The sequence below is a fragment of the Bdellovibrio svalbardensis genome, assembly GCF_029531655.1.
Lineage (GTDB): Bacteria > Bdellovibrionota > Bdellovibrionia > Bdellovibrionales > Bdellovibrionaceae > Bdellovibrio > Bdellovibrio svalbardensis.
On record NZ_JANRMI010000001.1, the window covers coordinates 1000819 to 1022481 of the forward strand.

At 45.9% G+C, this 21663-nt stretch carries 20 protein-coding genes; 7 read left to right on the top strand and 13 right to left on the bottom strand.

Annotation, left to right across the window (positions count from 1 at the left end; translation table 11 throughout):
* The 5 genes from NWE73_RS04725 to NWE73_RS04745 all read right to left on the bottom strand — a co-directional run bounded on the left by NWE73_RS04725 (nucleotide 1) and on the right by NWE73_RS04745 (nucleotide 5531).
* Nucleotides 1–666 carry a thermonuclease family protein gene (locus tag NWE73_RS04725; RefSeq protein WP_277577132.1) on the bottom strand — a complete coding sequence of 222 codons (666 nt, stop codon included), beginning with the start codon at nucleotides 664–666 and terminating at the stop codon, nucleotides 1–3.
* Nucleotides 650–1078 carry a hypothetical protein gene (locus NWE73_RS04730; protein ID WP_277577133.1) on the bottom strand — a complete coding sequence of 143 codons (429 nt, stop codon included), beginning with the start codon at nucleotides 1076–1078 and terminating at the stop codon, nucleotides 650–652. Before NWE73_RS04730 ends, NWE73_RS04725 begins: the two co-directional genes overlap by 17 nt.
* A complete protein-coding gene (locus NWE73_RS04735; RefSeq protein WP_277577134.1) occupies nucleotides 1066–2364 on the bottom strand; it encodes a transglycosylase SLT domain-containing protein in 1299 nt (432 codons plus the stop codon). Before NWE73_RS04735 ends, NWE73_RS04730 begins: the two co-directional genes overlap by 13 nt.
* 153 nt (nucleotides 2365–2517) lie before the next feature.
* On the bottom strand, nucleotides 2518–3963 hold the full coding sequence (locus NWE73_RS04740; protein WP_277577135.1) for an adenylate/guanylate cyclase domain-containing protein: 1446 nt from the start codon (nucleotides 3961–3963) through the stop codon (nucleotides 2518–2520).
* Between the two features lie 104 nt (nucleotides 3964–4067).
* Nucleotides 4068–5531, bottom strand: coding sequence for a class I SAM-dependent methyltransferase (locus tag NWE73_RS04745; protein ID WP_277577136.1), 1464 nt, complete (start codon nucleotides 5529–5531; stop codon nucleotides 4068–4070).
* Nucleotides 5532–5727: 196 nt separating this feature from the next.
* On the opposite strand from NWE73_RS04745, the gene NWE73_RS04750 reads away from it, so the two are divergent.
* Nucleotides 5728–7272: a YiiX/YebB-like N1pC/P60 family cysteine hydrolase gene (locus NWE73_RS04750; RefSeq protein WP_277577137.1), complete on the top strand. Its 1545-nt coding sequence runs from the start codon at nucleotides 5728–5730 to the stop codon at nucleotides 7270–7272.
* Between the two features lie 69 nt (nucleotides 7273–7341).
* Here NWE73_RS04750 and NWE73_RS04755 read toward each other — a convergent pair whose 3' ends face one another.
* Both NWE73_RS04755 and NWE73_RS04760 read right to left on the bottom strand, forming a co-directional pair.
* Entirely contained in the window at nucleotides 7342–8469 is a 1128-nt protein-coding gene (locus tag NWE73_RS04755) for a fatty acid desaturase (protein ID WP_277577138.1), read from the bottom strand.
* Nucleotides 8470–8530: 61 nt separating this feature from the next.
* A complete protein-coding gene (locus NWE73_RS04760; protein ID WP_277577139.1) occupies nucleotides 8531–9154 on the bottom strand; it encodes a hypothetical protein in 624 nt (207 codons plus the stop codon).
* A gap of 120 nt (nucleotides 9155–9274) precedes the next feature.
* On the opposite strand from NWE73_RS04760, the gene NWE73_RS04765 reads away from it, so the two are divergent.
* The 3 genes from NWE73_RS04765 to NWE73_RS04775 all read left to right on the top strand — a co-directional run bounded on the left by NWE73_RS04765 (nucleotide 9275) and on the right by NWE73_RS04775 (nucleotide 12832).
* Entirely contained in the window at nucleotides 9275–10261 is a 987-nt protein-coding gene (locus tag NWE73_RS04765; RefSeq protein ID WP_277577140.1) for a hypothetical protein, read from the top strand.
* Nucleotides 10258–10857: a DNA repair protein RecO gene (gene recO / locus NWE73_RS04770; RefSeq protein WP_277577141.1), complete on the top strand. Its 600-nt coding sequence runs from the start codon at nucleotides 10258–10260 to the stop codon at nucleotides 10855–10857. The genes NWE73_RS04765 and recO overlap by 4 nt, the downstream gene beginning before the upstream one ends.
* A 163-nt stretch (nucleotides 10858–11020) precedes the next feature.
* On the top strand, nucleotides 11021–12832 hold the full coding sequence (locus tag NWE73_RS04775; protein WP_277577142.1) for a C1 family peptidase: 1812 nt from the start codon (nucleotides 11021–11023) through the stop codon (nucleotides 12830–12832).
* A gap of 62 nt (nucleotides 12833–12894) precedes the next feature.
* Here NWE73_RS04775 and NWE73_RS04780 read toward each other — a convergent pair whose 3' ends face one another.
* From NWE73_RS04780 to NWE73_RS04795, 4 genes are all read right to left on the bottom strand, one after another.
* Nucleotides 12895–13179: a hypothetical protein gene (locus NWE73_RS04780; protein WP_277577143.1), complete on the bottom strand. Its 285-nt coding sequence runs from the start codon at nucleotides 13177–13179 to the stop codon at nucleotides 12895–12897.
* Between the two features lies 1 nt (nucleotide 13180).
* On the bottom strand, nucleotides 13181–14545 hold the full coding sequence (locus NWE73_RS04785; protein ID WP_277577144.1) for a hypothetical protein: 1365 nt from the start codon (nucleotides 14543–14545) through the stop codon (nucleotides 13181–13183).
* A gap of 149 nt (nucleotides 14546–14694) precedes the next feature.
* Complete coding sequence (locus NWE73_RS04790) at nucleotides 14695–15063, bottom strand: TRASH domain-containing protein (protein ID WP_277577145.1); 369 nt, start codon at nucleotides 15061–15063, stop codon at nucleotides 14695–14697.
* A 99-nt stretch (nucleotides 15064–15162) separates the two neighbouring features.
* On the bottom strand, nucleotides 15163–16050 hold the full coding sequence (locus NWE73_RS04795) for a tyrosine-type recombinase/integrase (RefSeq protein WP_277577146.1): 888 nt from the start codon (nucleotides 16048–16050) through the stop codon (nucleotides 15163–15165).
* A gap of 195 nt (nucleotides 16051–16245) precedes the next feature.
* Between NWE73_RS04795 and NWE73_RS04800 the strand changes: the two genes are divergently transcribed.
* The 3 genes from NWE73_RS04800 (at nucleotide 16246) to NWE73_RS04810 (ending at nucleotide 19571) form a co-directional block, all read left to right on the top strand.
* Nucleotides 16246–17301 (top strand): sigma-54 interaction domain-containing protein, encoded by a 1056-nt coding sequence (locus NWE73_RS04800; RefSeq protein WP_277577147.1) that lies wholly within the window; start codon nucleotides 16246–16248, stop codon nucleotides 17299–17301.
* A 99-nt stretch (nucleotides 17302–17400) separates the two neighbouring features.
* Nucleotides 17401–18417, top strand: coding sequence for a hypothetical protein (locus NWE73_RS04805; RefSeq protein WP_277577148.1), 1017 nt, complete (start codon nucleotides 17401–17403; stop codon nucleotides 18415–18417).
* Between the two features lie 140 nt (nucleotides 18418–18557).
* The gene (locus NWE73_RS04810) at nucleotides 18558–19571 is read left to right on the top strand and encodes a hypothetical protein (RefSeq protein WP_277577149.1); all 1014 of its coding nucleotides are present in this window, start codon (nucleotides 18558–18560) and stop codon (nucleotides 19569–19571) included.
* Between the two features lie 227 nt (nucleotides 19572–19798).
* On the opposite strand, the gene NWE73_RS04815 is transcribed toward NWE73_RS04810, so the two are convergent.
* Complete coding sequence (locus tag NWE73_RS04815) at nucleotides 19799–20956, bottom strand: selenocysteine lyase (RefSeq protein WP_277577150.1); 1158 nt, start codon at nucleotides 20954–20956, stop codon at nucleotides 19799–19801.
* A 64-nt stretch (nucleotides 20957–21020) separates the two neighbouring features.
* Nucleotides 21021–21656 (bottom strand): hypothetical protein, encoded by a 636-nt coding sequence (locus NWE73_RS04820; protein ID WP_277577151.1) that lies wholly within the window; start codon nucleotides 21654–21656, stop codon nucleotides 21021–21023.
* Between the last annotated feature and the right edge of the window lie 7 nt (nucleotides 21657–21663).

The window sequence follows — 21663 nt, forward strand, 5'->3', positions numbered from 1 at the left end:
CTATTTGATTTTATATCCGTTACGCACGGCTAACTGTGGATCGCTAAAGAAAACACGTCTCCATACAGGAACCTGAGTGATGTCCTTCTGCGAATAAAGAATTTTGGTTTCAAGATCTCCGACCATATTCGTGCCTTGTTGATTTCGTACACTTAGACGAAATTCATAAGGCGCGGCAATGTCATTAAATTGAGGCGAAAACAGTCCCTTGGAGCTGACCGCCGCTGATCGCGCCAGTTCGCTGTATTCTGCCACGATCTTCTTATCAAAGGGGTAGATAAAGTAAAGATAGCCCAAGCCATTCTTTAAGAGTTCGCGGTTGATCTCGATATTATTGACAACAATACGACCCAGGATGCGGTTGTGTTTATCAAAACCGTTCGTGTCGTATGTAACAGTCGCCGTGCTCCCAATCGGGGCTAAGCCACGCACGAAGTCGCGTGCTAGAAACGCGGACTCACCCTGAGTCTGGCTGAAGAAATCCACTTCGGGGGTATCTACTCCAAGCATCCGCACTTTATATTTCGTAATATCACCAGGTATTTGAACGGTGAGAGTGTCTCCGTCATGCACGTCAATCACCCGTCCAGTAATGGCATCGGCAAGACTCCACAAGGGAGCCAGAACAATCAAAGCCCCTAGAAGGGATTTACTTGCAGAGCGCATTGATGATCTCCTGTGCGAGTAGGGCTTCGGAACCAATCTGTCCTTTTGACAACTGGTCTTGGCTGGCGCCGGTAGCGGCCTCCACGCGAGCTTTGGCTGCAGCACATGATTTTTGATTCAGCTTTCTGAGGTCAATATTCATGACATAGGACTCAAACTCATTGAGGCTGGCGAATTCCATAGCGAGCTCGTCGTCAACATTCAAAGCATCTTCTGGCATTTCAAATGTATTCAGACGGTTGCTTAAAAACTCTTTATAACGCTCAAGAGTTGCATTGCGCTCTTGCAGAGTACCTTGCGTTTGCACGTGAGCGATTAAACTCTTAGTGGCATTGATCGTCGCCGAATCAGTGAAAGCAAAAGCGTTCGAGCTAAGGAGTAGTCCCGCAAAGGCAAGTACTAGTTTACGCATGAGCCACCTCCGGCATTTGTTTCGATCTTGTTCAAAAGCGTTGTGATCTTAGGGAAGTACTGCGATGTTTCTTTACGGCGTGCGCGACCTGCATTCGCTGATGCCGGGTATTTTTGCATATACTGCTGAAGTTGATTGATGAAGGTGTCTGCATCAGTCACAGGCTTGTTTCTATAAAGAGTGCGCAGCAATGCTTTAGTTGGAGTAAGCGTGCCCGCAGAGCCCGTATTGTGAGACCATACCATCATGGCTCTTTTGATTTTAGCCAGATCATATTCAGAAAGTTTAAACTTCTTAGAGAAGTCCTTGGACTTAAAGATCGCACGATCCAGGTCTTTCTTTACTCCGCGCAAGTAGGCGAAGGAGTAGAGCATATTTTTAACTGGGTTGCCATTTTTCAAAGAGATGCGATCGCAGGATTTTGAAGAGGCATCACGCATAGGGCTCATGGAGTCTAAGAGTTCCATAGACATGCGTCCACAAACGGGATTGCTATTCGATTCTAAGGAATTGCGAACCTCTGGCAGTTCATTTAAATTCACGTCTTTGATGGCAGCACTTGTAAACTGCCCAATACCGCCGGCCCCAGTGCCACTGACTGCGTTCATATGAAATCCTGATTCAACATTCACCAAAGCATAGACCGCTCTGACATCCAGTTTTTTCATTTCATCACTTTCACCAGAGGCAATGAAGTCCTTCATGCAAGTAGAAACCAAATCAAAACTGTTATTGATTAGCTTAAAATGGTTTTCGCTCACGCAAGCGGCGCCCACTCCGGAACCGTAGCCGTTTGATTTCGAGCAGGTTTTATAAGAGCTGCGGGGAAGAGCCGAGCGACCTAGTTCCATGCTCATCTGCATGCAAATAGGCTTAATAATAGAGTCGGGTCTGATGTTTTTACGGATCAAGCGGCCAAGAAGAGAATTTGAAGTCGACATATTCTCCAGCTCTTTTTCCATATATCCGTTTTTGTCAGAGGAACTGCATTGAGCATAGCGCATATTTGAAATCTGCTTCACGCAGTCTTCACAGTTTTTAGTGGAGTTATTGTCAAACCAGCCAAACAAAGACTGAATATTCTTGGCTCTGTTGACCTGATCCAAGGCGTGTTCAATCACGGGAGCAATCTGTTCAGCATCGGAAGGTTGAGCTTCTGTAGGTTGAGCTTTGGAGGCCAACTCAAAAGATGAAGGGGCGATGCCGTAGTTCATACCTAAAAGAAAGGCTGAACAGACGTTCATCAGCAGAAGCTTCGCAAAATAAGAAGATGTCGAAGGTTTCATCGTAAGGGATCCTCCTGGGACTTTGTAGAGCAAGAGGTCTGCCAATGAATATGTCGTCTTATCAGGAAGTTAGGGATGCGAAACCTGTCTCGACTTGAGACAGGTTTGGAGAATGCCTAAAAGTGTCGGGGGGCTGTCGCGCAAGTAGACAGCTTAGGCTGAGGCACTCATGCTATTGAGTTCATAGCCACACTGACGACACTTCATCACAAAAATGCCGTGTGGATTGGTATCAAGGAACAGAATTGAGTCAGCACAATGAGGGCAGGCTGCATTGTTTGGCATCGCTTCCACTCGGGTGACGGGACCATGAATGAGTTCAAAGACAATATGTTGATCGTCTTCGAAACCTTTGATGACTCTTTCTCCAATGCTTTTAAGATTGTAGCCATCGGCCTCAAGGGCTTGTGCAATATCTGAGTCGATCAGGATCTGATCGGGCTGGGCCAAGTTCGTCAGGCGAGAGGCAAAAGGCAACGGAGCCCCGATTGCCGTGTAAGAGCGGAAGAACTTCTTATTGCCATAGAAGCCGACATTGGCATAACCGGCAGAGATGCCAATGCGGATCTGCATCTCCTTCTTCCAGTTCAATAGATAAAATTCGCGGTCTTGGCGAAGAGCCTCGCGAACCTCCAAAGAAGCCAGACAGGTTCTTTGCATGAAGTCCCCATAGCGGATCGGGTCGTTGGCAAAGGCCAGAATTCCATCGCCTTGGAATTTATCAATAGTAAGATCGTACTTCAGGAATATCGAAACCACAGTGTCCATGAAGCGAGCCAGAACGAGGTCGACCTTGGCTTGATCCAAGCGGACCACGCGCTCGGTGGATCCAACGATATCTACAAAGATCGCGCAGATTTGAGCTCTGCGAACACCTTTCTCAAGATCAACCTTGCCTTCGCGGATGGCTTGTACGACTTGAGGGCTGAACTGCGTGCTTAAAGTATTCAGACGAACGGCTTCATCTGTTTTATTTTTAATTATGTTATCGCGATTGGCGATTTCAGATTTCAAAGCCAGACGGCTGTTGATTTCGCGAATACGCAGCTTTTCATTAAAGAAACGAATTAGGAAACAAATGACAATGGAGCCAACAATGAAGAAGGTATTTAAAAGAATACCAAGATAGTCGTGGCTGGTTTTGGCTTTGCTTAAAACTATTGCGAAATAAGGCAAATAAATTGCGGCGGTAGTCAGGGCGAAGAAACTCAATGAAAAAGGAATGAACGACAAGGCTCCTAGAGCTACAAGATTGAGCCCAGCATAGTATCCCGTCGATACATCAGGAATAAGGCCGACCATCACATTGATGGGCAGGGCGACGAAGAAGGCATAGTAGGTGGCAATCCATTGGGATTTTGCAGAGGCCTGTTCCTTCTCGATGAAATACTTGGCGGTAAAGCAAACAGGCACGATTGTAAGGCGGAGAGCCAGGAACTGCCATTTGAGTTGGGGAATGTAAATCAAATCGGCGATCCAAAACGCCAAAAAGAGTGGCGCGGCCATCCAATTGGCGATGATCTTAAGAACCGATTTGATTTCATCATTCACTTCGAATTCGCGGAGCTCCTTCGAAGTGATCTCTTTTCCATTAAACAACTGACTATCCTGTCCTATCTGGCCTGTCTATACTCCAGCTTCGCTGTCTGGCTGGCACTCCAGCGTTGCTGTCTGGCTTGCACTCCAGCGTTGCTGGAGTAGGGCTATTTCTCGATGACAACAAAAAGGTTTACTCCAAGAGGTTCTTTTTCAACCCAGATTTTAGAGCCCATTCCTTTAAATATTCTCAAAAGATCTTCTTCAGATCTGTAGATTAAATGCCAATCGAGGATCAACTCCATGAACGGCACACAAGGGTTATTTTTGCTGAAGTTACCGATAATCACACGGCCACCTGGCTTCACGGCAGCAAGCATCTTTTGTGCTGCCATTTGCGCAACAGGCTCTGTGAAGTAGTCAAAAAGACCGGCTGAGTAAATCAAATCATAGTTTTGCTCTGGCAAGCCCGCCGCAATGACATTGCGGATCGCCATGTTGTTGAATTTGAAATTGAAACCAGACTTCACAAAGCGATCCACCGATTGAAGCTGTCTTTGTGCATGCTTCAAAGACTCTTCGTCTTGATCCAGGCAGGTAAACTCAGCAGGTCGGCCATAGAATTGGCTGCTATTTTGAAGGAACAATTGTTGCTCCATCGCAGGACCGCTTGCCACGGACATCACTTTCAACGGAGTTGAAGGCGGTGTCGCAGTGAAGAGTTGAGTGATCTTTTCGAAAAGATACTGACCGCGATTTTTAACCGCAGCGCCAGCAGGTTCATCAATAAAGTATTTATGCATACATTGGTCAAAAAGAGTTTTACCAACGAGTTCATCACGGTAAAGGTGATTCATCATTTCATAGTCGCCGGCATAGCCGCGTGGTTTGAAGTAAGCGCGATTTGCAAAGGGTGCGCCGTAAACCAAATGACCGATTTGGTTGCGTGCAAATTCAGTGGCCCATTTCATTTGTTCTGGTGTGAAATTTGCGATGAAAACAGGAACCTTCGCATAAGTTGCAGGGATCACGTGGCCTAAATACTCAGACACCGTTTCTGCAATTGTCAGTTTGTAGTCTTGGGCTTCCTTCCAGTTATCTACGGGAGCATCCGCCTCAAGTTTGTCGATATGGCCTTTGAGTTTCTCAAGCCAGTCTTTCATTTCATAAACGAAGGTTTTAAACTCCGCAGGAAGTTGTGCCAGGTTTTGAGCGTAAAGAGTTTGCTCTTTGATCACCTCAGCAGAAACTTCGAGGGCTTTAATGCGGTCCATTTTGAATGGCTCGCCGATAACTTCGAAGCCAACGATCATTTCGCCGGTGACTGATTTGCTGTGTTTTTCGGCGCGAGCCCAACGCAGACTCAGGTTTTGAGTCAGAATGTTTTTGAAAAGGACATCCGCTTCCATGTTTGGATTTTTTGCGAAGTGATCTTGCATGTTGGGAAAGTCCGTTGCAGAAACCAGGACAGCACAGCCGAAGTGGCTGATGTTAAGAACTTCGAATTGACGGCCATGGAAATCTAAATAACACATACCCGGTTCCAGGGGAGTGCGGTCTTGGCGGACAACTTTTTTGCGCGTGGATTCGTCAATATGGAAGAACTCTTGCTTCATTGCATTCGAACTCATGGTGATTCCTCTGGTTAGATTAAAAGTAAGCATTTCTCTTATCGTCCCAATCCTTCGGGAGTTTATAGTCCAGTTCATGTCCCAGTCCTAAGACTTGCATGCCAAGACAATTGTCGAGTGAAGTTTTGCGGGTAAAGAGCCGAAGTACTTTAGTAATCAAGAAATTAATAGCGACTAAATTGATGGAGAATCGTTCATGAAGAAGATTGCATTATTGGTATTTGCTTCTGCATTCACATTCGCAAACATGGGCTGCCAAAGTCCTTTTAAGCCTTCAGACAGTCAACGAAAACCCGCTAGTACTGAAGACCTCTTTTCTGGAGCATCGACAGTTTTGCGAGATCTAAATGACAACACCGTTTTCAATGCGAAAACTTGTGCGTCTTATATCAATGGTATGACGGACTATCTTTATGGTGCGACTTCCGATTACTTTATTCCGAAAACTCCGCAAGAAATCGGAAAAATGAAAGAGCAGGGCGTTGGCCTGATGAAGTCTCTTTTTCAGGTGCGAGTCACATTGCGTGAAAAGTACCAGCTGTTTGATGAGCGAAATGAACTGACTCCGGAGTGCATCACCAAGGTGCGTGAAGGTATTCAATACTCCCGTATTACTGAGGAGTATCTATTAGAGTGGTTGGTTCATAACAAAGTAGTCGACGTAAGAACTCCGGCAATTCTTGAAGCTGATCCGATTTACACAATGACAAACCCAAAATTCGAAGGTTTTAAACTTCAAACTGGGGATCTCTTGGTGGTGCGTGGTAAGAGCTACGTCTCAGCGATGATCGCTCGTATTGCGGATGAAGAGGGGAACTTTTCTCATTTGGCAATCGTGGGTGAAGACAAAAAGGGCAATCAATATATCGTGGAATCTTTGATTCAAACGGGCATCATCATCACGCCGCTGGAAAAATGGCGTAAAGCCCAAGACGCCCGCGTTGCTCTCTATCGCAATCCAGACAAGGATCTTGCTAAACGTGCGGGTCAAATGATGTATGAGTACTCGAAGGCAGGTATCGCAAAGAATGGCGAAATTCGCTACGACTTCGGTATGAATGATAAGAACTATAATGATGGTTTCTTTTGCTCGGAAGTGGCTCGTTATGCTTACGATAAGGCTTCTAACGGTGCGGTGATTGTGCCGAAGTTCAGAAGTTCAGTGACAAAGTTTAAGAATACGGATTACCCAGCCTCTTTGGGTGTCACTGCGAAAACTCTTTTTGCACCTTATGACGTCGAAGCGGACCCGCGTTTTGATTTCGTGGCTGAGTATAAGTACTATCCATTGCTTCGTCAGGTGCGTATGCAGGATGCGGTCTTGCAAAGCGTTTACGGTTGGATGATTCAGAAGGACTACAACTTCCATTTTTCTATCCCATCAGCAAGCAAAGCATTGCTAGGTAAATTCTTGCGTCAGTTCGGTTTGGTGAAGGACGTTCTTCCGAAGTACATGCCTTTGCAGACACTAAGAACAACTGCTCAGTTCGAGGCCGTGGCGACGACTTTGGAAAAGAATTTGTACGAGAAAGAAGACAAGTATTATAAAGAGCATGGCTATTTGCCAACGTTCAGAGAATTCCTGACAATCAATGATGACTATCGCAGGAAAGATTGTCAGTTGCATAAGGAGTACCAAGACGCGCGCAACTCGCCGTTCCCGGATGATAGATACAGAAATGAAGTGGATAGATCCAAGTTCCATTGGTTCTTCTACTCAAAAGCCAAAAGCTGCGAATAGCAGGCTAAAAACAAAAAACCCGCTCTTTCGAAGCGGGTTTTTTGTTTTTTTAGATATGTAGAAATAAGACTAAAATTTCACTGATTTTCTGTGGAGCTGCCAAAGCTTCATGCCCATTTGGAATTCCAAGTGTGCCACTTCAAGATCACGTTTGATTTCCGCAAGCTTAAGGTCATAGGCATCTTTCAACTCTTCGCGCTTACGAACGGCATCTCTTTTGAACTGTTCGTAATCTTCACGCAGTTTTTTCATCTTGTTCTGTGCTTCGATGATTTTTTCTCTCATGGCTGCAAGTTGATCTTCCGCAAAGCCATGCTTTTTCATCTCAGAAGCTTCCGCTTGTAAGCGTGCTTTCAAGATCTCAACGTTTGAGATCTGACGAAGCTTAGTTGCAAGACCGACTAGATTCAAAGTTTTGATCACCCATTTAGTCGGATCCCAGTGGTACCACTTGATCCCATTGCGATAGTCGATTTGGAACTTATGATGGAAGTTATGGTAACCCTCACCGTGAGTCAAAACCGCAACAAACCATGAGTCACGAGCTGAGATCTCTTTAGAGTAAGTTTGTTTGCCCAAGGTATGGCAAAGTGAATTCACGAAGAAAGTACTTTGCTGAGTCAGGGCAATGCGCAATCCACCGCCGATGACAAAGCCACCTAGCGGGGAGCCCATCATCCAGCCAATCAATGTCGGCAAGCCAAAGCCCATCAAGATTGAAAGCGGAAGGTAGTAGTCGTGCTGGAATTTCACCATCCAATCTTTTTCAAGATCTGGAGCCTGGATTTTTTGGTCTACGGAGTCTTTGAAGAACAACCATCCCATGTGCGCATACCAGAAGCCCTCATTGATGTTGTAAGGGTCCTTCTCGCTGTCGATATGCGAGTGGTGGCGTCTGTGGTCAGATCCCCACTTGAGCGCAGAGCCTTGGAAGCCTGAGGCCCCAATGAGCAAGAACAAAGCTTTTGCCACGGGATGAGCGTCATAGCTTTTGTGAGAGAACAAACGGTGGTAGCCCGCTGTAATACTCAAGTTGGTTGCCGCTGCGAAGATGAGAGCGAATAAAGCGATATCCCATTCAAAGCCGTAGAAATAGAAGTAGATCGGCATAAGAATAAGTGTCGCCAGTGGATTGATAATGAGGAATAGAGCCACTGGCCATTCAATTCTTTTTTGGGCAATTCTTTTTTCGGTCATTTGCACCTCTGACTAAAAGCTTATCAGAGGTGTTGTTTTTTCGATACTTAATTTCAATTCATTAAAATGAATAACCCACTGCGATTTTTAGGTAAGTTCCACTCATGTTAATATCTTGCGTCGAAACATTGCCTGTCGAATCAACTGCATTTTTCCAGCGAAAATCCATATAGCCGATCTCACCGCCAACGATCACACCTGCGAGATGAGTTCCCCCTTCAAGACCAATGCTGTAGCTTGTCTGAGTGCCACCACCGAAATCTGATTTGACTGTTCCATTTTCTGTCGCTTTTAGGCTGACAGAGTGAGAAAGACCGTAAGTAACAATGGGTCCCAAATAAATAAGGGTGTCGATGATGTGATAGCTCAACAACAAAGAAGTGCGCGTGTATTTTTCTTTGATATCCACACCGCTTCCGCTGGCAGTGAGCCCCATGTCTTCGTAGCGCAAACCAAAGTTGGGAACCAGCGGGATAGGAAGACTGACAACCACATCAGCGCCCAATCCATAAGTGGGAACAATGCTGGGGACAGAGCCTCCACAAGTTGGACATAGAGGACCTAGATCTGTATTGCTGCCGAGCAGACCATAATTCAAACGCAAATCAACCAGAGCTTTCGCTTCTTGAGGAAGTCCAGCCACGGTAGAGGTCACAATAGCAATCAAGGCAAATATCTTTTTCATCAACGCACTCCTAGCAATATGGATCTATTCTATTACTGGCGATGTGATCCTACAAATCAGGTCTCAAATTCAGACTAAAGTCTGACGCCTTTTTCGACAAAAAGCTGATACTTTTATTGAATGCTCATCGATGTGTTGCGACCTGAGGCGTGGGACGAAGTAAATGACTCTGTAAAAACCTATTTAGGTCTTGAACCTAAAGTTCGCGCCCGTGCATATCGAGGCCTCGCGCAGGCTATCTATGAGATCTCACAAGGCACTGCTCACTTTATGGCTCACAAACGCGCCATTGGTGTGATCAAAGGGCAAACACCTGTATTTGAAAATCTTCTTCCTTATTATTACAAAGAAACTTACGAAGTGAACGTGCGCTCACATACACAGATGAACGATGTCAAAGAGTGGGTGGAGGGACTTAAAAAAGAAACCTGCTTTGTGATGTTTGCCGAGGATCATCCAGTCACGGGGGAGTTGTATCCCTTTGCCGATGAGTTGGATCGTTTGCTGAATGAAAAGCGTATTTTCTCTTTCCGCATTTCTCATGCTCGGCACTTTTCTGAATCTGTTGAAATTCGCCCTTACACAGTCCGCCTTTGTTCATTCTCAGCAAATGCGGCGGTGGCTATTCTAGGGGAGCGCTTCAGATCGCCAGCGATGGTGGTTGAAAATATGGCGTGGGATAAAGAGGAGTTTCTACAAGAGCTGCAAAATGCGCGTGCTGAAAAAAGTGTTAACCCTGCGTTGGTGACTCAGTTTGAAAAAGAGATTTCCCAAAGTGCTGAGTTGTATTTTAAGCCAGAGGCAACACGATTGTACGATCGTTCTGTTTGTATCTTCAAAGACGTCAGTGCGGAAGCGCTCGCCGAAAGTTTGTTTAAAAAATTGGGCCTTTCCTCTGACGAGGGCTGGCAAAAAATGAGCAGCACGAATATGTGCTATTGGTCAGGAACCAAGATGTTTCGCCATTGGTGGGAACCAGAGCCGTCCCAGGAGCTGCTCCGTGGCCTTCTTGTGATTGGACCGGATCTATTGAATACAAAAGACTTTGCCAAGTTGCTGATATCTTCGTATGAAGAGATAAAGCAACAGCAAAGTTGGAGTCTGTGAGTCAGGGCAAAGATCGCTTCATCATTCTAAGAAAAATGAAATACGGCGAGGCCGATTTGATTCTTCACGCCTTGTCCGTTAACGGCGAAAAGCTTTCATTCATCGCGCGTGGAGCTTTAAGAAGTAAGAAGCGTTTCGGCGGGGGAGTGCTTGAGCCGTCCCACTTCGTGACTTTGACTTATAAGGCAGCCAGCGACGAGGGAAAACTCAACGTCCTTCAAGAGGCGACTTTGATTAACGATTTCGCCGGTATCCGTCAGGATTATGACAAATTGGAATTCGCCCTGCATGTTTTGGAATGTGTCAGCAAGGTCAGCCAAGAGGGCGATCAGCATTCTGATTTCTTGTTCAATCTTCTCGGTCATACTTTGAAGGCGACCGAAACCACCAAAGACGTTCTGGTTTTGAAGATGCATTTCTATCTGCGCTTCATGCTTCAACAAGGCGTTATCGACGCCGAACCGTGGATGACACCTTTTTTGCGAACAAATTTAAGTGAATCGAACACACTGTTGAATCAACGCCAGTTGGTAGATGAAGAATTGCATAACGTTGAAATAATGGTTCGTCACTACCTTCAACATGCGATGATTTAGCTCGAGTCGTCATCTGACTGAAACTTCAGGATAATGCCAAGTTCCTTATCATTTTCCGAAGACATTGCCTCATATTCATATATATTTTGATCTGGACCTTAAGGCTCTAGTTCTCTTCGTCCGTAGTGTTAGAATACACAACTAACCAACTGGAGAACATGAAATGAGAAATTATTTAAAGCCCGTCAGAGCCGCATTTACTCTGACCCTCCTGTTGAACGTTTCTCACAGTTTTGCACAGAGTACAGTCCCTTTCCGTCCCGGTCTTAAAGAGATGACGGGTGAAGAAGATAAAAAACTTCACACAAAAAAAGTAAAGAAGGTGCACACGAACCGGCTCGGCCTGGAGCGTGTGAATAAAGAACGAAGTCAGCGCGGAGAATCTCCTGTTTCGGCAGATCTTTCTCTGCCAGAGTTTGAAACCGATCAAACTCTCGGTGCTACTTCAACTGGAATGGTCACCGGCACGGCACTTGGCAGTGCGCCTGCCCAAGTCGACAATTCTGCGATGGTGTCCTTCCCACCGATTGCCAACCAAGGGGGCCTTGGCTCTTGCGTGGCGTTTGCAACGACTTACTACATGATGAGCCACGAGGTCTGTTTGACTTTGGGGTGCGATAATAAAAACTATGGACAGCGCATTTACTCGCCGAAGTGGACTTACAATCTTATAAATGGCGGCGGCGACAACGGTTCTTTTTTTTCGAACGCTTTCGCTGTCCTGGAAAAGCATGGTGCCGCGCTCAACTCTGAATTTCCATACGATACAAATTATCTTGCTTGGAGCATGAACTCCCTGCATTGGAAAAATGCCATCAACTCTCGCATGCGCCCCAACAGCTACCTTACTGTCAACACGGATGCGGGTATGGCCTCTTTAAAACAAATGCTCGCCAACGGTCACGTTGTAGTCGCAGGAACCTATGTGAACAGCTGGGTGTATAGAAAGGTGCAGACCAATCCGCTTGTGGGGTCTAACCCCTTTGTTGGACAAAACATTGTTTCTCATCTCAATGGGTCCGTGGCAGGACACGCCATTACTATTGTTGGCTATGACGATAACATCTGGACGGATATCAACAACAATGGTGTGGTAGACCCTCAGGAAGTGGGAGCATTTAAAATTGCCAATTCCTTTGGTTCAACTTGGGGAAATCAGGGGTACATTTGGGTCTCATATGATGCCTTCAGAGCCACGTCCACGGTTCCCAATTTCGCGCCAACGGGAAGAGTTCAATTCGCCCAGAGTGGGAATGTTTATTTCTCAACTTACGTTGCTTATACGCCGAAATTGATTGCTGAGGTCAACATGTCTCATGCCCTGCGCGCTCAAATGTCTTTGCAATTTGGTTCTTCTGCAAATACGACCACGCAGCCTTCAACTTACTGGTCTCCGTTTGCCTTTGTGAACAATGGAGGATCTTGGGCCTTTGATGGAACATCCGTTGAAAAGCAGGGCTCCTTCTTCTTTGATATTTCTTCTTTGGCAGGATCTGATGTTAACAGCCAGTATTTCTATCTGGTTGAGAAAGACTCTACTGCGGGCAGTGCTTTATCTACTTACAACTTCAATATCGTGGATCCGGTCCAAGGCAACATCTTGCTTTCTGCTTCAGGAGTTCCGGCCTATGTTGATGCCAACTCATCCACGTTGAGAGCCGGCAATGCACCTGTGGCACCGCCAGCGGATACACTCGCGCCGACGGCACCGACGAATCTTAAGGCCTCTTTGGTTTATCTCCGTGGGGGGAAATCTGCCCGGGTAGCCCTTGGCTGGTCTGCATCTACAGATAACGTGGCGGTGCAAAAGTATCTGATTTATCGCAACGGTGTGAAGATTGGTGAGACTTCTTATTTGAGCTACAACGACAATAACCTCACTCGTGGAGTTACTTACACTTATCAAATTGTGGCAGTAGACTCGAGTGGTAATAAGTCGGCGCCATCGACGGCCGCATCAGCCCTCTGGCAGTAGTTTTCTTTCTTAGCGGTGAATTTAGGAAGGGGCGGGTGACCGCCCCTTTCGCGTGCGATGAATTAGATCAAGTGAAAGTAGCTTAAGGCTTGCGCAATCATCGAGTTTGAGAAACCGTAGCGAAGATTCCCAATAATCAGCACAAGAATGACAATCACTTGAGCTAGATATTTTGTTTTTTGTGAAGTGCTACTTTTTCGGATCTCACTCCATTTCTCTAAAGTGCCCAGGGCGAAAATCAGTGCGACGCTGAATACTGAGGGAATGGCGGATGAAGGAAAGAAGAAAATACTTCCGAAAAATGCATAAATTGTCCAAGGCTTCAAAATCAACTGTTTGTTCTTCATTTTAAGTCCCTTTCATTGGTGTCGAAATATTCTTAAAGTCTTTTTTCTTTTGCTCGAGATTAAACCCGGGAGCTTTTCGGTCTTCCAAGAAGTTCGTAAAAACCTTGATCTCATTTTCAGATTCGCCATCCAAGTTGTCGTCAGAGTCGTCATCGTTGGTGTCGGGCTCTTTCGGCGCCGCGGGAGTTCCAGAATCTGATGTTTTCGGAGCTGGGTCAGTATCATTATTTTCTTTTGGGACGGGAGGCTCATTGGGCTCTGTTGTTTTCGGCGGGTTGTCCTTTGGTGTTTCAGCGGGCTTGGGTTCATTTTTTGGCGGTTCTTGCTTCTTTGGTTCTGTACCCTTGCATTCATTGCTTTGAGAGCAAACATATCCTCCTCCAATCGTCCCAATTATAACTCCGGCCACGGCCCCAATTTGCTGCCCTAAAACAAATCCAATTCCAGCCCCGCTCGCTGCTATGGTAAAAGTGCTATCTATGCATCTTGCAATACATTGGCCACTCATGGAAACCAGATCTAGTTTCGAGAACAAACCTTTCGGGCGTTCTTCGCGATCTTCATTCGAAGAGCGCGGTGTTGAGGTCCAATCTTGTTTTCCGGTAAAACCTTTTTTAGGAGTTTCTTCATTGTTGCGCATTTGTTGTGGTGTGCTGCGAAAGTCTTTCTTTGGTTGAAATCCTTGTGGCTCAGCAGCCCCCTCATCACCATTGCGCATTTGATTTGGATAAAGATTGCGACTCGCGAATCCTAAGAATGAACTCTTCCCAAGTATGGCTTGGGCCATGAAATCTGAATTGTCATTGATGGCCAGTGGTTGTGGTTGATTCCTTTTGAATTCGTCACCAAGCATCTTCTGCATGGAAGATAGAATGTCTCTGTCATTGAGTTTCATAACGCTTTCGAAATTTCTTCCGGTGAATTCCAAAGGCAGGCCATATTGACGGTGCAGGCCTTCAGCCAGTGGTGCGGCTAATCGTTTTAGCATGGGGTTCATCATGTTGCCGAACTCAGGTTTTCCCGCAGCATAAGAGGTATCAATAAGCGCCAAGGCGGGCTCGATAAGGCCCTTCATAAGTCCTTGGTTCTCAATATGGCGATTAATGATTCTTTCAACATCGTTCGGATTAAGCGAGGGATTCCATGCTTGAAGAGCCAAAGAGAAGAAGCGAGCTCCCTGACGAATCTCCGCGGCTTGGGTATTTGCGGGAAGAATAAACTCCGCGAGATCGGGAATGGGCTCGTAGATGTTAGATGGGGTTTGTGGGAAATTTTTTGGTAGGGGAGCTAAAACTTGTTTAGCAGCGTATGCGTTTACGGTTAGTAAAACTGCGGGAACAATAAGTATGATTGATTTGGTCTTCATGAGATCTCCTTTGATGGAGAACCCATAAAGCTAATTCGGTGCCTGGTTTCTTGAGGCTGTAGTCCAATGTATTAGACTACAGTCATTTTCTTCCATGTTTTGAGAATTCAGTCCGAGACTTGGGACGATCTGTCCGGATTCCGGGCCGCTCATTTTCCGCGGGTCTGATATTTCTGAAGACTGGCTTGGCTTTCAAAATAGATCACAGAGCCATCTTCTCGGGCGGCGATAACTGCCGTGGCTTTGTCGACGATTCTCTTAGTTACGGGATCCTGAGCTGTGCGTGCTGAGGCATCTTGCGCTAAGGTCTGTTTGCAGTTTTGGCAGCAACCATAATAAGTCTTTCCACCGTGAGCTACAGGAATTTGATCGCGAGGAAATACCATGTTGGTGACCATGCAGACTCTTTGATTAGGAACAACTTTCAGGTTTTCTTTAGCCAATGCCGTCGTTCCTATGGTGAGCAAAACCAGCACGGCAGAAACTGCGATGACAAAGAAACTCTTGATCTGTTTCATATTGATCTTCCTGTAGGTTGGGCCTTCAACTTATATAATGAATGGCGCGTATACAACTACTAGGGGAGTAACGGCTTCTTTGTGACAGAGAACTGAAAACTATTTGCCCTTACCCAAGGGATGCAGCTTTTCCATGGTTCTCGCTAGCTGATCAATTCCCAAGTGAGTGTACTTCTCGGTCGCCTGCAGGCTTTCGTGGCCCAGCAGTTCTTGCAACGTGCGAAGGTTCGCTCCGCTTGATAGCAGATGAGTCGCAAAGCTGTGCCTCAAGGCATGAGGATGCAGAGGCTTGAGAAGGCCCGCACGAATTCCACTTTGCTTCACCATCTCGTAAGCAGTTCTTTGAACCAGTGGAGTCTCACCGAAGACGAACTCATTAAAGCCGCTTTCTTTTTTCCATCTCTGCAAGACGGCGATGGTCATTGAAGGCAAAGCAATCACTCGCTCTTTCGAGCCTTTTCCCATCACGCGTAAAACTTTTTGCGAGACATGCACATCGGACCACTTCAAGTTGCAAGCCTCGCTCACGCGCAGTCCTCCACCATAAAGAAGCAGGAACAGGACTTTCTCGCGCAGAGGAATTTCGTTTTTTTCTTCGAAGGTTTTTAGAACTGCGAGGGCTTCATCCACACTCAGGAAGTGCGGGATCTTCTTCGGAACCTTCGGGCAAGTGACCTGCATAGAGAGATCTCTCTCGGTGAGTTCCTGGTCAAAGGCCCAGGAAAAGAAGCTCTTCAGAGTGGCTGCCTTGCGGTTTCTTGAGGCCAAAGAAAGCTGCGCCCAACGGTTAAAGGCCAATCGAACAGATGTTAGTAGTTCGGGCTCGGTCCAAGAATTCTTGGCTGAACGTGAATTTTTATCGAGTTCAAAGGCTTGCTGTAAATCGAGGGTGTAGTGCTTGATTGTAAGGGGGGAGGCTGACCTAATAAAAGTCATGTATTTCAGGTATTTATCTATGTTTTCGTTAAGATAAAAAGCCTTACTCATAAGCCTCAAAACTCGTTAAACGGACCCCATGGGCATAAAAAAAATCTAACGCCATGCAAAATTTTTATTGCAAAACCTACACGACCTTGGTTATAACTCAATGCGTTGCCGCAGTGTATCAGGATGAGATAATCAAACTGAGACATCGCTAAAAGGTTTTTTAAATTGCAGACCGTTACCGAAAGGTGGACCCCGATGAACGATAACAACTCAACAATCCTTCCTGCTTCTCAGAATGCTAACCAAGTGATGTGGAATACAAACACAACTTCTAAGGTTATGGAAAACAAGACCATTGTCTATCAGTCTGAAGTGATGGGCAGCATGATGAAGATGATCGACCGCGTAGCTCCTTCTCAAGCAAACATCCTGGTGCTTGGTGAATCAGGTACAGGTAAAGAGTTGATCGCTCGTTCTATCCATGAACGTTCTGGTCGTAAGAATAAACCTTTCATCGCAATCAACTGCGGTGCTCTTCGTGAAACTCTTCTTGAGTCAGAATTGTTCGGTCATGAAAAAGGATCTTTCACTGGCGCTTACAACCGCAAAATCGGTTTGGCAGAAGCGGCTAACGGTGGAACTTTGTTCTTGGACGAAATCGGTGAATTGGATCCAGCGATCCAATCTAAACTTCTTCGCTTCATCCAGGAAGGCGAGATGTTCCGTGTTGGTGGAAAAGACCCTATCAAAGTGGATATCCGTTTGATCTGTGCGACTAACAGAGAATTGGATCAAGAAGTTTCACGCGGTAACTTCCGTGAGGACCTTTTCTATCGCATCAACACAATCGTAGTAAGTGCTCCGCCTTTGCGCCGTCGTAAAGAGGACATCCCTGCACTTGTGAACCATTTCTTGAATAACTCGCAACACGCTTACTTGAATCGCGGTCGTACAGTATCTGAAGACGCGATGAAAGCTTTGATGAAGTACGAGTGGCCAGGAAATATCCGTGAACTTCAAAACGTGTGTGAAAGATTGCAGATCTTGTCTGACGGTCACATGATCATGTTGAATGACGTTCCTGAGAATATCAGAAACCCTGAGACTCAGAAGGACGCTATCGACTACGATCCTGCAATGACTTTGCACGATTTGGAAAAGCGCTACATCCTTAAAGCTTTGGCGCACTTTGGTGGTAACAAAACTCAAGCGGCTAACAACTTGGGTATCACCATCAAGACTTTGTATAACAAACTTCATGAGTACGGCGAGTTCGAAAAATTCGCGGTTCACTCTAAACCGATGAAGTAGTCCTTCTTCCATAAGTTACTAGCTAGGCTCAGCGGGGTTTTCTCTCTTCCCCCCGCTGGGCCTTTTTTTTGAGATTTCCCTGGGCCAATCGGAGCGTTTATGAAAAAATCCCTAGTGCTGGTTTTAATGCTTGTAATGGCGGGTTGTTCTTTTTCAAAACATGATAAAGACAAAAAAGAGGAATCTATTGGGTATAATACAGACATTATTCTTCAGGATTATAAGTTATCAAATTTTGATAAAACAATAGTGGCAATTAAGAAGAACGACAGCATTCTCTTTTATTCAGTAGTAAATAAGCTTTCAAAAAATGAGATTAATTCTTTGACGGAGAATGGACTTTCTCTAGCAGAAATTGCATTGCAGAATGATCGCTATGACTTCTTCAGAGATCTGTTGAAGGCGGGACTGTCGCCCTTTCTTAAGGGCTATTTGTTTCCAAGCGGTGTAGCTCTAGGAGCCGTTCCTCGTCGGGAATATGCATTTGTGATTACTGGGGCTGTTAGGAAGCTTTTGGGACAAGCCACGGATATTTGTAATACGGGTGATATTCGTGAGTTAATTGGGTTCATGGATACTCATTTTATTCCTCCTACGCAGAAGGTGTGTGGCGAAAATAATTTGTTTCAAACTTTTTTAATTGAAACTGCAAACCCAGATGATTTTGGTTATGCAGTGATGCGATATTTGAAGCCAGATGGAGAGGCTTTCGACGTTCACCTTAATGAGATTCTTTTTTTTGCTCTTACGAACGTAAGCAAGAAGACAATATCAGCGATAGATCGGGTTTGTAAGGAGAGAAGCTGTAATATTAACCAATATAGAATTGAAGACTTTATCCAACAGAGCAATGTTGTAGACGTGCTGAATTCATATGAAGCATTGTTAGTTGCGCGCAGTGAGATTCTATTAGCTCCATCTACACGTCTAGAGCTGCCCGCTCCGCCACCACCAGGGGGCCGCAATGAACCGTATATTGATTCACGAATTGCAGGAGGAATGCCTCTCTTGAGTTATATGAAAGGCCTCATCGAAAATAGGCTTGGTCGCCTTTCTGTCGAAGAGGCTGAGCCCTTTGCCGAACGAGCTCAGTCTCTTGGGCTAAAGGCAAACTAATATGCCGAGAAGCCGCTTTTTCGTCGGCCAAATTTAGGCAAGTGTCTCATCTTTAAACACCTCAAATAGCTAATAATCGCCCAGGCGGTAGGCATGCAACCTGCTACGACTTCCTCGAATAGTCTTCACTGAGGAAATGTATGAAAAAGCAGATTTTTTCTATTTCATTGTTGGTTTTGATGGGTGCGAGTAGCGCTGTTGCGGCGACAGTTATTAAGGCCGATGGTTCTGTCGTGAAAACCAATAGTTCTCAGCCTTCACCTGAGAAAGAGCTTTCGCCAATTATTCAAAAATGCTCGGGGGAACTCTTTAGACGGGTGAATGCAGAGTTATCTACGACCGAGGACGCCTGTGAGGTGCGAGTTGATTGGACATATCAAGAGTGTGTGGTTCGTGTTACTGAGACAATAATCCCCCGAATTGATGACGCTAGAAGTTTTGAAGGTGTTGCTCAAGATACGGCTATCGACAGCGCGGCCCTGGCCTGTGCATACATTCCGCAAACATCTAGAAGCCAAGACGTTGATTTGTTCGTGAGCTGTTCTAAGGTTTTAAGAAAGTCGTTTGGCCAAAATAACATGGAATATGTAGGTCAATATTGTGCTCGAGCAAGAAACTTAGAATTTGGTAGCTGTATCAATGCTCTCTCAAAGAATGGTGTTAGAGACGGACAGACTCTAGAGGACGTCTGTAATAGCAATATCAATGTTCAGGTGACAAGCTGTACAGTTGAAGAAGTGAGAAGAACCGGAATCTCTGGTTCTGCAGCAGTACAATTATGCCGTGAAAAGCATGACCCTGAATTACGTAGACAAGCAGAAATTCGTCGTCAGCAAGAGCAGCGTCGTATCGAAGAAGAGCGCCGTCGTAAAGAAGCCGCTGCAAAACAAGCTGCTGAAGAGGCAAAACGTAAAGCGAACGAAACGAAGAAGAATAACAACGGCGTTGGTACAACTCCAGTTCCGACGAAGCCCGCGCCACAACCGGGTGGGGTAGGGACGACTCCGGTGCCGCAACCAGCACCTCAGCCTTCGAATCCAGCTCCAGCTCCGGCGCCGACGAAGCCGACGACTCCTCCACCGGCACCACAGCCGGCTCCGCAAGATCCAGCGGAAAGTGGCGGCGGAGTGATCGTAGACTTGCCTAACTTCTAAAAGGCAAAAATGTTCGGAGATGATCTTGATATCACCCACAATTCTGACGAATTGTGGGTTTTTCTTTTTAGGCGTTAGTTTTTTCTGCCAACAACCGAAGAAGCAATGCGACACCGGCGCCGCAAGTGAACCTTGAGCCTTACCCCGTTTTTAGGTCCACCAAGTTAGGGTAAGCATTTGGGTAACTAACATATGAAGGTTACCCAGCCGACATTATTGGTGGTCCATCAGCACCCAGCAAGAAGCTCGACGGCTTTTTGGATTTGGGTTTTGTCTTGGTAGAGGCCGAAGCCGAAGCGGAGTCTTGTGCCGCGGGAGTCGGTGTGCAGGCCTTTTGACTTCATTTCGTTGACCAGGCTTTGTGTCGCTTCTGTTGACGGCAGATCAAAGGTGAGGAAGTGGCCGTGGTGATTGAGGTCAGCCGCGATCAAAGATTCTCTGTTGATCAGTGGATGGTTTTTCTTTGCGAGTTCATCCAGGAAGTATTTTTGATTCTGTTGGACCCATGCGTGGATCTTTCCCACCGTAAGGTTTTCTTTTTTGAAAAGCTCAAGAGTGGCGATCAGTCGATAGACGGGGGTGAAGTCCATCGTACTTCCGGAGTACTGCATGCCATCTGCAGGGTAAGGCACTTGATTGCCGACGCTGGACAAATGAGACAGCTCCGCAAACCAGCCCGTATAGAAGGGACGGTGTCTGACTGATGATGGGACATGCAGGAAGCAAGCACCTTCGCCCCCTTGGGCGTATTTGTAAGAGCCAGCAAGATAGAACAAACGATCCTCTACAGAGCTCAGGTCTGTCGGGACAGCCATAAAACCATGGTAGCCGTCGACAACGAAGATTGAATCTGCGGGTGCGCTTTTCACAAGACGATGGAAGTCTGCAACCAGGGCCGAGTTAAAGAAAACATGGCTTAAGAAAACCATATTCCATTCGCGTGATTTGAGCTCTGTTTCAAAGCGTTCGTGAAACGTATCAAAAGGGGCGACTGGAACTTTCACCACTTCGAATTGTGCCAGTTCTGCCAAACGGTTCACTTGGCGGTCGAAGCTATAGAACTCTGAATCAGTTGTCAGAATAGAAATCTTATTCGTCCAATCCAGCGAGCTCATCAAACGAAATACAAACTCGTGGGTATTCGGTGCGAAAATGATTTGCGATGGTTTAGAAAGGTTTAAATTTTCAGAGATAAGTTTTTGCGCAAGTGGAACCTTCGTTCCGAACAAATATCCCCACTTATTATCAACGTGTGTGGCAGAATCATCCCAATACTGAAGTTGCGCTTCACGTGTGACATCCGGCCAGTAATGATGGCTGTGACTGGCGAAGTGTAGTTGGGTCGGGTTGGCCTCAAGAAAACGTTTGTAGAGATGTTTGTACATGAGGTGATGATAATAAAAAAGGGAGTCAAAGACTCCCTTTTTTATTTGCTATGTGCGTAGCAGCTTAGAAGTAACCTTCGTCATCGCCGAAGTCGTCATCTTCATCATCTTCTTCGTCTTCATCGTCATCAGAAGATTTATTGCTAGTTTTAGCACTTCCGATTTTGTCTTCTTCCTCTTCGTCGTCTTCATCAAGATCGTCCAAAGCAGACTCATCTTCATCATCTTCTAGGTCGCTGTCTTCGTCGTCTTCAGCTTCCCAGTCAGTTTCAACTTCTTCTTCTTCGATATCAACCATGCTGTCGAGATCGTTTTCTTCGTCGAAATCAGAAGTGATATCTTCAATTGCAGGTTTGATCACTTCAGCAGCGATCGCACCACCAGCAGCTGCAGTAGCTACTTTAGCTGCCTTTTTAGGAGCGGCCTTCTTCGGAGCTGCTTTCTTTGCAGCGGCTTTTTTAGGAGCAGCTTTCTTAGCAGGCTTCGCAGCTTTTTTAGGCGCGGCTTTTTTTACAGCTTTAGCTGCTTTTTTAGGAGCCGCTTTTTTTGCTGGTTTAGCAGCTTTTTTTGGTGCTGCTTTTTTAGCAGGTTTAGCTGCTTTTTTTACAGATTTTTTAGCTGCTTTTGGGGCAGCTTTCTTAGCAGGTTTAGCTGCTTTTTTTACTGCTTTTTTTGCTGGTTTAGCTTTTTTCTTTGCCATGATGTGC